11 protein-coding genes are annotated in these 11,781 nt (G+C 39.1%); 9 read left to right on the forward strand and 2 right to left on the reverse strand.

Features of this window, described 5'->3' with window-relative positions:
* Positions 1 to 229 precede the first annotated feature (229 nt).
* The 4 genes from O0550_RS00675 (at position 230) to O0550_RS00690 (ending at position 2,612) form a co-directional block, all read left to right on the forward strand.
* Positions 230 to 655 (forward strand): DMT family transporter, encoded by a 426-nt coding sequence (locus tag O0550_RS00675; RefSeq protein ID WP_003339187.1) that lies wholly within the window; start codon positions 230 to 232, stop codon positions 653 to 655.
* 53 nt (positions 656 to 708) lie between these two features.
* Complete coding sequence (locus O0550_RS00680; protein ID WP_258425444.1) at positions 709 to 1,407, forward strand: Crp/Fnr family transcriptional regulator; 699 nt, start codon at positions 709 to 711, stop codon at positions 1,405 to 1,407.
* Between the two features lie 37 nt (positions 1,408 to 1,444).
* Positions 1,445 to 1,924 carry a DMT family transporter gene (locus O0550_RS00685; RefSeq protein WP_035317893.1) on the forward strand — a complete coding sequence of 160 codons (480 nt, stop codon included), beginning with the start codon at positions 1,445 to 1,447 and terminating at the stop codon, positions 1,922 to 1,924.
* Between the two features lie 142 nt (positions 1,925 to 2,066).
* A complete protein-coding gene (locus O0550_RS00690) occupies positions 2,067 to 2,612 on the forward strand; it encodes a GNAT family N-acetyltransferase (RefSeq protein ID WP_258425445.1) in 546 nt (181 codons plus the stop codon).
* A gap of 140 nt (positions 2,613 to 2,752) precedes the next feature.
* On the opposite strand, the gene O0550_RS00695 is transcribed toward O0550_RS00690, so the two are convergent.
* Complete coding sequence (locus tag O0550_RS00695; protein ID WP_258425446.1) at positions 2,753 to 3,649, reverse strand: LysR family transcriptional regulator; 897 nt, start codon at positions 3,647 to 3,649, stop codon at positions 2,753 to 2,755.
* A 149-nt stretch (positions 3,650 to 3,798) separates the two neighbouring features.
* Between O0550_RS00695 and O0550_RS00700 the strand changes: the two genes are divergently transcribed.
* Together O0550_RS00700 and O0550_RS00705 are read left to right on the forward strand one after the other, a co-directional pair.
* On the forward strand, positions 3,799 to 4,458 hold the full coding sequence (locus O0550_RS00700; protein WP_068792727.1) for a DJ-1/PfpI family protein: 660 nt from the start codon (positions 3,799 to 3,801) through the stop codon (positions 4,456 to 4,458).
* Positions 4,459 to 4,881: 423 nt separating this feature from the next.
* Complete coding sequence (locus tag O0550_RS00705) at positions 4,882 to 5,940, forward strand: hypothetical protein (RefSeq protein WP_035317891.1); 1,059 nt, start codon at positions 4,882 to 4,884, stop codon at positions 5,938 to 5,940.
* 389 nt (positions 5,941 to 6,329) lie between these two features.
* Here O0550_RS00705 and O0550_RS00710 read toward each other — a convergent pair whose 3' ends face one another.
* The gene (locus O0550_RS00710) at positions 6,330 to 8,903 is read right to left on the reverse strand and encodes a glycosyl hydrolase family 18 protein (protein WP_258425447.1); all 2,574 of its coding nucleotides are present in this window, start codon (positions 8,901 to 8,903) and stop codon (positions 6,330 to 6,332) included.
* A gap of 402 nt (positions 8,904 to 9,305) precedes the next feature.
* On the opposite strand from O0550_RS00710, the gene O0550_RS00715 reads away from it, so the two are divergent.
* From O0550_RS00715 to ulaA, 3 genes are all read left to right on the forward strand, one after another.
* Positions 9,306 to 9,746, forward strand: coding sequence for a PTS sugar transporter subunit IIA (locus O0550_RS00715; protein WP_003335298.1), 441 nt, complete (start codon positions 9,306 to 9,308; stop codon positions 9,744 to 9,746).
* Between the two features lie 44 nt (positions 9,747 to 9,790).
* Positions 9,791 to 10,057, forward strand: a complete 267-nt coding sequence (locus O0550_RS00720; RefSeq protein WP_003339177.1) for a PTS sugar transporter subunit IIB — start codon at positions 9,791 to 9,793, stop codon at positions 10,055 to 10,057.
* Between the two features lie 62 nt (positions 10,058 to 10,119).
* A complete protein-coding gene (gene ulaA, locus O0550_RS00725) occupies positions 10,120 to 11,382 on the forward strand; it encodes a PTS ascorbate transporter subunit IIC (protein WP_035317887.1) in 1,263 nt (420 codons plus the stop codon).
* Positions 11,383 to 11,781 lie beyond the last annotated feature (399 nt).

The raw sequence follows: 11,781 nt of genomic DNA on the forward strand, positions 1-11,781 counted from the left end.
AACCTCTGGTGGCATGTGCTGTTTATCGTTCGAATACGTCAAGGACTCATCTCGATTTTCTTTGAGAGGAGTCCTATTTTTTTGCTGTGAAGAGCTACCACAGCTATAAGCCCTAGATGGAATCCTCCCTCCAATGAGCAATAACCGCAAGCTGTGAGGGACATATGTCCTTCCCAAAAAATACGGATTATCATTTAATAATAGAGAATCGGATTGGGGGAGAGAGAAAATGAGAGGGAGCTTATTCGCGTTTTTAGGCGGGGCTTGTATTACCTTGCAAGGAGTAGCGAATTCTAGGATAAGTCGAGATATTGGAACTTGGCAAACGGCGACTATCACCCAATTAACTGGATTTGTTCTAGCTTTGCTTATTCTGATGTTCGTCAGAGATGGAAATTGGCAAAGGGTTAGGCAAGTAAAGCCGTTATATTTGACTGGCGGTGCTTTAGGGGCGTTCATCATTTTTAGTAATATCACCGCTATCCAACAGATCGGTGTTACCCTTGCGATATCTACACTGCTGATTGCTCAGTTGAGCCTGACCTTTATCATTGATAGTAATGGATGGTTCGGCGTGTTGAAACAGAAGATGAGACTGCCACAGTTCATCGGCATAGCAATGATGATAGCTGGTGTGGTGATACTAAGATTTTGATCGTATAAATATTTTAGTATGCGACAGATGATAGACTGGGGGTAAAACGAGTAATGAAGGAAATCTCAGATCGTGAGCAATTGAATCATTATCTACATGCTCATCAAATAGAATCCGTATTTAATGAACAGGTACTACCTCATTTGGCACTGTACAGCTTTAAGCAGGGAGAGATTATCTGCTCCCAAGGAGAATCTGCACAGTATTTGTACCTTCTTGTTAAGGGAAAGGTTAAGATCTATACTACCTCGATGGAGGGGAGAACACTGATCCTTTCTTTTAAGACACCTCTTGAGGCGATTGGGGATATCGAATACGTACGTGGTACTGATATTCTCAATACGGTTGAGGCAGTATCGCCTGTCCATTTGATTGGTGTTCACCATCGTTGGCTGAAAAAATACGGAAGAGATTACGCACCGTTTCTCCAATTTTTACTGGAGATCATTACTCGAAAATTTTATATTAAATCTAATTCTTTAAGCTTCAATCTGATGTATCCCGTGGAAGTGCGGTTGGCAAGTTATCTATTGTCTGTCTCCTATGACGAGTCTAATTCTCTCTTTAAAGGGCAACTAAGCACAGTCAGTCTAAGGGATGTAGCGAACTTAATTGGAACCAGCTATAGGCATCTAAATCGGGTAATTCGCCAATTCTGTACAGAGGGGCTAATAGAGCGAAACAAAGGTTTTATTCTTGTGAAGGACAGAGCTGGATTAAGTGCGCTGACCAGTCATAATATTTACGAGTAGTTAAGCAGGGATAACATCAGTAAAGGGAGAAAATGCAATGATTCTAGGGATAGTATTGGCTTTGATCGCAGGCTCGCTAGTTGGCTTACAAAATATTTTCAATGGTAAGGTAAATGAGCATGTTGGCTCTTGGACAACGACTACATTAGTATTAGGAATGGGTTTTGTGGCTTCGCTAACGATGGGTTTCATCTTTGAAGGGAAGCACATATTTACATTACAAAATATGAAGACCTGGTATTGGTTTAGCGGTTTGATCGGAGTAGGGGTGGTAATCTGTCTGGTGCAGGGAATAAGACTGCTTGGTCCTACGTATGCCATCTCTATCGTTGTAACATCACAGCTTGGGTTTGCTTTATTGTGGGACTCGCTAGGCTGGTTTGGACTGGATAAGGTTCCTTTTACTTTTAGGCAGTTAATAGGCGTACTCGTTATCGTTTGTGGTGTTATTCTATTTAAATTAGGAAATGGATGTGAGAAGCAGGTGGCGGGTGATTCACAGCATTCTGTCAGATAAGTGGTTTTATATTTTAGCGGCACCAAACGCTTAAATAATAATAGTAAGAAGGTTGTGGATAGCTGATTATTCGCAAGTATGGTGACATATGATAGACTAAGATTATAAATATTTACCATATCGAATACGAATGGAGCATATCATGATCATTAACAAACAAGAATTTGATATAAAAGGGCTAAGCTATACGATTCGATCTGCAACCAAAACAGATGCGAAAGCTTTGTCTAAGCTTAGATTACAGATAGATGGGGAGACTGAAAATTTAGACAGAGAAAAAGGGGAGGCGTTCATTGATCCATTAGGTTTTGAACAATTAATTAAAGCAGATACTGAAAATAAAAGAAACTTATTTTTAGTTGCGGTCGTTCATGATCAGATAGTCGGGTTTTCCAGATGCGAAGGAAATCAGTTGAAAAGATTCTCACATAAAATAGAATTTGGTGTGTGCGTTTTAAAGGAGTTTTGGGGATTTGCCATAGGCAAAAATCTGTTAAAAGAATCTATTGCTTGGGCTGACTCGAATGATATTAAAAAAATTACATTGAATGTTTTAGAAACGAATGAGAAAGCCATTGCCCTTTATAGAAAGCTTGGCTTTGAAATAGAAGGCATACTAAAAAAAGACAAAATCCTGTCTGACGGTAAATATTATAACACCATTATCATGGGGAGATGCCATGAATAAGAACAAGCTAAAATTGCTAGGTATACTAATTCACTTCAGTTTAGTCGTAATAGAGTGCATAACCAGTCGGAGCTACTGGAGGCACTCTATTTTTTATCCCCTCATTTGTATATCTTTGTATCATACTTACGTTAGACGGCCTACCGTTCTATCGAAAAATGCTCAACGACTTGGGACTTAAATAATTTAGCAGGAAAATGTAGCTCTCTATCTTTATGGACAATAAGCCCGTGTGTTGAGTAAATGGGCGGGCATAGTGGTAGCGTTTGGAACTCTTTTTCTTCTAGTTCTTTTTTTACGCATATTTCTGGAAGTAATGCAAAGCCAATGCCACATTTCACAGCTTGCTTAATCATTTCTATGCTTGGAAACTCTAATGCACTATTTCCTTCAATTCCTGCCTCCTGCAAAATCCTACTAGCTTGAGTGTGGTATAGGCAACTGGTTCCAAAGCTTATTACGATTTCATCGTGTAACATATCCAATCCACTAGATTCAACTCTTTGCGCCAAGGCATCCGAGGCAATAAAAACAAGCTTTTCCTCTAAAAGTGGGTGGAAAATCAGATCATTGCGATTGGGATTTTGCGGAACAATGCCAAAATCTACAGCGTGATCTAAAACCCTCTTCAGAATATCCGGCTGAAATCCCGCTTCTAGTCTTACTTTTATCCGTGGATATTGATTCATAAATTGTTGGATAAAGGAGGACATACGTGTTAAGAAAAAGGATTCCTGCATACGAATATGTATCGTTCCCTGCGGCTGATCCAATTCGTTCATTGCATGCTCTAAGGACATACCTAAATGTATAAATTGATACGCAAATGTAGCAAGTCTAACACCCGCTTCAGTAGGTTTTACACCTCTGGATAATCGATGAAACAATTTTTGATTGCAGGCTTGCTCCAATAACTGAATATGACTAGTTACAGTAGATTGAACATAGCCTAATTTCTCTGCGGCTCGACTAAAGCTCTTTTCTTCTATTACTGCAATAAATGTCTGAAAGAACTTCCCTTCCAGTAATTCAATCATTGTATATCTACCTCCATGATATCGGGAATCGAAATGGATCGTATCGTAAACATTCATAAGTAAAATCGGTAATTCAATGATATAGTAACTCTCGTACAGAAGAAAGTACTATTTCAAAAGCAGACTGATCCAAAAGGAGGAAACAAAACATGAACAAAAAACAAGGATTTAGATTAGGCGTGTACATTTTTAAAGACGCAGAGGTTATTGATTACGCAGCTCCCTACGGCGTATTTTCGGTAGCGCGAAGATTTGACCCTGAATTGGATGTTTTTCTTGTAGCAGACGCGATGAAACCAATTCAAACTCAAGCGGGATTAACTGTACACCCCAACTACAGCTTCAATGACATGCCTGATTTGGATGCCTTTTTAATTCCTGGTGGCTTTGGTACCCGACAGGAAACGAATAATAAGCGACTACACCAATACATTCGATCTCTTCCTGAAACAACTCTGCTTACAAGTGTATGTACAGGCTCATGGATTTACGGCAGAATGGGGCTTCTGGATGGTATCCCTGCAACAAATCGTAAAGAGCCAGATCATTTGGAGGCTACGGACATGGGCAAGGTACCAATCGATCGATTAGCTGAAATTGCACCAGCTTGCAAAATCAGTCGTGCTCGTATAGTTGATACTGGCAGAATGATAACCGCAGGTGGGATTGCTTCTGGCATGGAAATGGGCTTTCATTTGTTAAGAAGAGCAGGCTATGATGAAACCTTTATTTCTGAAGTAGCTCGCGTTATGGAGTATAAAGCAGCATATGACAACTACAAGGATGATATTGAATATTTTGAGTGTTAGGGTAATTCGTTTGGAGTAGAGAGGTACATTTTATTGCCAGTCTATTCGAATCATCTATAAGTAATGCTTTTGCTTTGGATGAAAACCAATAGTTACTATATCAGAAGAATGATGCTTCAAATGTTTTATCAGAGCATGAAAAGGTTATTCGGAGTCCTAAATATGAAACATTCTAAGGTAGGATGTAGCAGTAGTACAATTTAAGAAGAAGTCAAAGTAATATCAAGTTTACAATATGAAGCCACCAAGCTAAAAAGCGGGGTGGCTTATATTTTTTGACAATAAGAGGGGGAATTTAATTGAAAATGAGTGATAATATAATATTCTAAGCGCTAGAAAGTACCACTAATAATGGTTGGTGACGTTTAGAAAAACTTCTATGTAAGTTAAATAACTTTTTGAAATGGGAGGTATTCTGTACGAATGAAAATAAAAAATTATTGGATGCTCCTATCGTTAGTGTTAATGTTAAATTTGATGCTTACAGCTTGCTCAAATGAAGAGTATTTACATGTTAAATATAAACAAGATGATATTTTGGTTATTCAGGGTGAAAAATTTTCCAAAAGTGAACATACATTACTACATAATAGCCCTGTTGAATCCGCTTCTTTTACTTCTGCAACGGGGTTTGTTCCAGATGAAAGATGGAAAAGTCAAATGAAGGTACAGGATGAAAAATATACGTTTCTTGATATACATTCATCTAATGTAATAACAGGTACATTTATTCTTGATAATAATTCAAAAAAAGATATTAGATACAGGCTACTTGCTTATCAGGGGAACATAAACATACCAATTAATATTGATGGTTATGATAAAAAAATTGGAATTGAAGTAACGGTAAAGAGCAATACCACAGTAAAGCTACCTGTATCGATTCCATTTTCAACAACAGGCGATAAGGAATTAACTATTTTTCCAATAACTATTTCTAATCAATTAGAAAGATATAACGGTGGAAATCTTGGCTTAGTGCGATTTTTTGTCTCAAATGGAATGGATACTCAAATAACGAAAGAGATAATTGCTAAACAAGAATTCTCTTTACCTGAAAATTATGACACGCAAAATATTTCTTTACTCCCTACGTTATCCTGGATGGGGGATAAGTTCGCTGAACCGAAATACATGAATAGGAATAATAAGCTATACACTACAAAGAAAGTGAAAGGGTTACAAGTAAAGCCATTACCATATGATACAAAGCTCGATATAATTTGGGCAGATGAATTTGGGAATACAAGCCTACTTGCAAAAAATGTTCCTGTAACTAAAAATCAAGCTACCTCCATTAATATAGAAGATCAGATATTATCTGACATCTATAAAAACGAACAACGTCAATTTTTATTTGTTTTTGCTAACAGGAATGAAGAAATCTTGGCTGATGTGCTTGCCCTTGATCAATTAAAAAAACCTTATATGACTACCTTTCAAGGGATCATTGAGATATATCCAATTATAGAGAAAAACTAGCCCACTAGGTGGAAAGACTATAATTTTCCTTCTGAGATGAAAAGGAAATTTTGAAACATCCTTTGAAACATCCTTTGAAACATCCAATGAAGCTTAATGGAAGTTGTTAGAGGAAAAATGGAGCCTGAGTACAGTTAAAAGAATCATAAAGCAATGTCCCAACAGCGCAATAAGGCAATGCTGGGAAATGCTTGTAGCTCGGTTTTCTCTACCTTTCATAAGGAAAGATTTTATGGCTTGTTAGCAAAAATAGCAGTTAGGAATAAAAAAATGCCGGTAATCCATACAGGGATACCGGCTGTTTGTTTTATGGACGCCAATTCAGACTAAGCTTAAATCAAACTTCTTCATTTCCAAACGCAGTCATATCAGCCAAAGCACCCAGGTCCTTACTTATCAGTAACCGCATATTTTTCGCCGTCAATTGTAATGGTATAATTTGTAGGACCGCTAATAGGCACGTAATAAACGATGCTCATATCTATGCTTTGTCCAGGCGCTACTGATTTCCAAGTAGGAATGGTGACTGCCACACGGTGAAAATCACCCTTTAATCCACCGACGTTTGGCCCCGTATGACCAGCAGAGATTAGTTTAACACTATCCCCGCCATAGCTACTAAATTGGGCTGAGGTAGAAGTAGGAACATCGAACTCAATGACGGAGCCGCCTGTGATAGTTAGATTACTGTTATTGGTTATTTTTAGCGTAGGATTGATTGGATAATTTTGATCTCCTAGTTGAAATCCAGTGACTTCTATTTTTAGGGCTAGTTTATCGGCTGGTAGCGGGGTTTTACTATTTGAAGCATCATATGGGGTTGCTGCTAAAAATTTACTATGCATCAATTTGGTTAAAGTAGAACCCATGTAGTATTCTCCTTTACCGTCATTGCGATCCTTGTACCAGTCGTAGTCACCTGCCAATTCCCAAATCATAATGCCGCCAATTCCATTTTTTATAACATAATCTGCTTTGGTGCCGATAGATTGTTCATCCTCAGTAGATAGAAAAACCCTCTTCTCAGCATTCCAAAGCCATGGGGCAACAAGAGTAGAATCATAGTTACGCTTATAGGTACCAGTCAACACTGGATTTACAATCCCATGATCCTTCAAATAGGAGCCAGCAATGCCTTTTTCGAGATTTTTGGCATGCCACATTGGATTTGAGCCTGCCCCTTCCTCTTTGCCATTCTCATCTTTATCATGCCAGATGTTATCAATACCTGTGGCGCCATCCCCGCAAGCGGTTAGTCCAGTTGGGCAATTTTTACCTACAGCTTTTCCCCATAGCCCATCTGTTCCTCCTACAACATTTTGAAAGCCACGAGTATAATAGGGAACTCCGATATTGATTCGTCCTGCCTGCATCATCCCACGCATGTAATGGTAAGCCCAATCTGTATTGAGGTAGCCAATGCCGCCATATTGAGGCGTGTTATAAATGTTGTATTTAATTAACTCTCCATCCTTGCCATCATCAAATAATGCAGCATTAGGACCAACGAATTCATTCCAAGCCCCGTGAAGATCATAGGACATCACATTCACATAGTCGAGATACTTCAAAGCTTGGAAAGACTCCATTCCACGCAACAAATAGGCAGAAGAAGGTGAGGCTATGGTTAGCATGTAATATTTTTCGTCCTCAGCAGATGCTTGATCCAGCTTGACTCGCAAGGTTTTTAACAAGGCGTTATAGCCTTCCATTAGTCCTTTTAATCGGGGAGTGGAAAATTGCCAATCTAATGGATTACCGGCTTGATTCATTGTAGTTGGGTATTCGTAGTCGATGTCGATTCCTTCAAAATTATATTTGCGTAAAAAATCAACAGCAGAGGTAGCGAATGTGTCAATTGCCGCTTGATTGACGGAGCCATCTGCATTAGTCGTCATCGTGTAAAAGCCTCCAGAAGCAATTCGCTTTCCATTCTCATCAATATATCCTCCTGATTCAGCCCATCCTCCAACGGAAACAAGGGTTTTTACACCAGGATTTTTTTTCTTCCACTGTGTTAGCAGATTGAAGTGTCCTTTATATGGCAGGGATGGGTCCATTAGGGCATCGGGATACTCTGGCCAAGTTAAGCCTAGCGCTGGATTGGTTGGATCAGTGGGGGAACCAACAGATACGCGGTTATTACTGTCAACATGAGCAAAAGCGTAGTTGATATGTGTTAGGTTTTTCCACGGAATATCGGTGACTAAATATTTGGATTGTCCATTTTTCCCCGTTCTCCAGCTTGTAAAGTAGCCAATTATTCGTCGTTTAGAATCATTGGCTAGCTTTTCACGTCCATCCTGATCATATGCTTGGCAATAAGGAATGTTTTTTACGCCAGAATCATATAGACCTGCTGGACGGCAAGGGGTGGCTGGCTCAGGTGGTAAAGTGTCTGTATCTGTAGTGACTTTTAACGGTTGACTAGCCTCAGACTCCAAGCCTTGATTGTCTTTTGCTTTTACTGTAAATGTGTAAGTGGTATTGGGAGTCAGATTGGTGATCGTAGCATTGGTTTTTGTAACCGCTTGCAAATTATCGTTATAATAAACCGTATAGCCTATCACTTGCTTATCATCGGTAGAAGCAGCCCATGTGAGAGAAACACTTGTGGAGGTTTTTGCTGTTACAGCTAGATTGGTAGGTACCGTAGGAGGAGTATTAGAAGGATCAGGTGGATTAGTGGGATTAGTAGAGCAAACGCCAAGATCCTGCCACACATCACTGGTACCTGGCTCTTCACTCTGTGTCCACCATTTTGCTGTCCATTCATGACCCTTGTAGGAAGCTTGTTGTCCACTGGTGTAAATTGTTTTACTATCCCAGACAGCTGAGCAGATCGGCGAAGCAGAAACGCTAGCTGGTAGAATAGCCGGGAAAATACTTGCAAAAAGAACGAAGGCTAACAACAAGAAATTGAATTTTCTGACTGAATGAGCAGTAGGAATGTGTTGATACATCTTTCTCATCTCCTAACTTTCATTTTTTACTTAGGTCAGTTCATATCATTGTTGTTATATTAGATTGGTTCGTTTAAATATACAATAGTCTGAAATAAATGAAAAGTGTAATTTCGTGAAATGAAACAGTTTGCAAAAAGAAGGGAGGAAAGACCTGGGTATAGTTTCGTGCAATGATTTGTACAATTTCAGTCTAATTCTTGCACAAATGTATAACGAACATTTGGACTAAAACTTTCAACAGCTAGGCGATATAATAAAGCCATAAAGTGATTGATATAATTATAAAATATCTATAGAAAGCGCTAACATTAATTTTGTTAGTTAGGTGCAAAAGTGGTTCCAATAAGGATGAAGCACTAAGAAGCACTGGAACATGGGGAAGGAGGTTAAAGGATCACCATGCTACGTGAACTATTAACCAGAGACCGCATTCAAGTTATTGAGGAGGTTCCTACTTGGGAGGATGCGATACGTCTAGCTGCTCAACCGTTACTAGATGATGGGAGCATTCAAGACTCCTATATTCAGGCTATGATCCATAATGTGAAGGAGCTGGGGCCATATGTAGTGATTGCGCCAGACATTGCTATTCCTCATTCACGCCCTGAGAACGGCGTCAACAGAGTAGGCATGAGCTTTCTGAAATGTCATAAACCAGTCTCCTTTTCAGAAAAAGCAGAGCATCGGGTAAGATTGCTCTTTGTGCTCGCAGCTACGGATAATGACTCCCATTTAGGTGCACTATCTCAATTGACAGAAGTATTATCTGATCCAAATTCTTTACAAATCCTGTTAACAACAGATTCTATTGAAGAGATTCTTCAGCTTATTCAGGTTTAAAACAATCAGTAAATCTAACAATGACATTTGAGGAGGAATTAAGTATGAAAAAGATTTTAGTTGTATGTGGAAACGGTCTAGGAAGTAGCTTCATTGTGGAAATGAACGTGAAAAAAATCTTAGGAGAGCTAGGCGTTGAAGCGGAGGTATCCCATACCGACTTGGCTTCTAGTAAAACAGAGAGAGCTGATCTGTATCTAGGCTCTAAAGATATCGTGGGTAATCTTGAAGATGGTTCACGTGTTGTTGAAGGCCTAACCAACATTCTGGATCAGAACGAAATTCGTGAAGTCCTGAAAAAACACTTCTAAAGCTAGAAGTGTTTGGATTCCTCTTTATGGCACCATGAAAAAGAAAAGTGGAGGGATTGTCCATGCTAGACTTTCTGATGAATGATATTTTAGGAACACCTGCAATCTTGGTCGGACTCTTCGCTTTATTCGGTTTGTTGCTCCAAAAGAAAAATATAGCTGATATCATTGCAGGCACTTTGAAAACCACTATGGGTTTTATTATTCTAGGTGGTGGAGCTAGTATTTTAATTGGCTCTTTGGATGCCTTTAGCAAAATATTCACAGAAGCCTTTCATATTAACGGGGTTATTCCCAATAACGAGGCGATTGTAGCCATTGCCCAACAAACATTTGGGAAAGAAACAGCGATGATCATGTTCTTTGGTATGGTAGCAAATATTTTGTTTGCCCGTTTCACTCCGTTTAAATATATTTTCTTAACGGGGCATCATACGCTGTTCATGGCTTGTCTGTTATCCGCAGTATTATCCACAGGTGGTTTTACAGGTGTACCGTTAGTTATTATTGGATCAGTTTTATTGGGAGCTTTAATGGTTTTATCTCCAGCAATGACGCAACCATATACGCGTAAAGTAACTGGTTCGGACGATTTCGCCATGGGTCATTTCGGATCATTTGGATATCTAACAGCGGGCTTTATTGGGGCAAAGTTTGGTAATAAAGCAAAATCCACCGAGGATATTAAAGTTCCAAAATCTCTTGGCTTCCTGCGTGATACCTCGATTTCTATCTCTTTGACGATGGCACTCTTGTATTTGATTATTGCACCATTTGCTGGACAAAGCTTTATCGAGAACCAGCTATCTAATGGTCAAAACTTCATTGTATATTCCTTTATTCAAGCAATCACTTTTGCAGCCGGTGTGTATATCGTGCTTGCTGGTGTACGTATGCTGATTGCAGAAATTATTCCTGCTTTTAAAGGGATTGCAGATAAAATTGTACCAAATGCAAAACCAGCTCTCGATTGCCCAACTATTTTCCCATTTGCACCAAACGCTGTGATTATTGGTTTCCTATCTAGTTTTGTGGCAGGCTTAATCGCCATGTTTATCCTGCCAGTGATTGGGCTCAAGGTTATTGTACCTGGTGTTGTTGGTCACTTCTTCACAGGTGCTGCGGCCGGTGTTTATGGAAATGCTACAGGTGGACGACGAGGTGCGATCATCGGTGCTTTTGTAAATGGACTATTGATCTCTCTCTTGCCAGCCCTATTATTACCTGTACTAGGTGGTCTAGGCTTTGAGGGTTCTACATTCGGCGACGCTGACTTTGGAATTGTAGGGATTATTCTTGGAAAAATGATTACCTTGTTTCAATAGATAAAATAGTAAACAAATAAGGAAGGCTAGTTTCGCTTTAGGTGAAACTAGCCTTTTTCATCGGGGAAAGCCCAAAATCCTACATATAAAATGTATATTGATTAGAGGAAGGTATTTTTTGGATGAAGTTTGCAAAATCTGAGTAAAATACGGGCATAAATGAAAGAGTGCAAAGGGAGAGAAATCGCTTTATTCACGGATGACGAAAGCGATTTTTTTGATCAAAAAAACCGAGTTTCTTCCTATTATAATAGGAAACTGTGCAAAGGCTATAAAATGGACCTGCAAATTGTGCAAAAACATCGTTCTTTTTGCAAATGAAAAATAGAAGTCAGTACGGGTTTGTGCAAGAAAAAAGTAGCTGTCAAGAAATGGACGAGATTTGTAAGAGCTTACCGT

This window comes from Brevibacillus halotolerans, assembly GCF_026891775.1.
In the GTDB taxonomy this organism is placed as follows: Bacteria; Bacillota; Bacilli; order Brevibacillales; family Brevibacillaceae; genus Brevibacillus_B; species Brevibacillus_B halotolerans.

Bases quoted from the DNA above. Each gene is read 5' to 3' on its own strand.
- O0550_RS00680 (WP_258425444.1), top strand. From the start codon at position 709: ATGAAGGAAATCTCAGATCGTGAGCAATTGAATCATTATCTACATGCT.
- O0550_RS00720 (WP_003339177.1), top strand. From the start codon at position 9,791: ATGAAAAAGATTTTAGTTGTATGTGGAAACGGTCTAGGAAGTAGCTTC.
- O0550_RS00705 (WP_035317891.1), top strand. From the start codon at position 4,882: ATGAAAATAAAAAATTATTGGATGCTCCTATCGTTAGTGTTAATGTTA.
- O0550_RS00700 (WP_068792727.1), top strand. From the start codon at position 3,799: ATGAACAAAAAACAAGGATTTAGATTAGGCGTGTACATTTTTAAAGAC.
- ulaA (WP_035317887.1), top strand. From the start codon at position 10,120: ATGCTAGACTTTCTGATGAATGATATTTTAGGAACACCTGCAATCTTG.
- O0550_RS00690 (WP_258425445.1), top strand. From the start codon at position 2,067: ATGATCATTAACAAACAAGAATTTGATATAAAAGGGCTAAGCTATACG.
- O0550_RS00715 (WP_003335298.1), top strand. From the start codon at position 9,306: ATGCTACGTGAACTATTAACCAGAGACCGCATTCAAGTTATTGAGGAG.
- O0550_RS00685 (WP_035317893.1), top strand. From the start codon at position 1,445: ATGATTCTAGGGATAGTATTGGCTTTGATCGCAGGCTCGCTAGTTGGC.
- O0550_RS00710 (WP_258425447.1), bottom strand. From the start codon at position 8,903: ATGTATCAACACATTCCTACTGCTCATTCAGTCAGAAAATTCAATTTC.
- O0550_RS00675 (WP_003339187.1), top strand. From the start codon at position 230: ATGAGAGGGAGCTTATTCGCGTTTTTAGGCGGGGCTTGTATTACCTTG.
- O0550_RS00695 (WP_258425446.1), bottom strand. From the start codon at position 3,649: ATGATTGAATTACTGGAAGGGAAGTTCTTTCAGACATTTATTGCAGTA.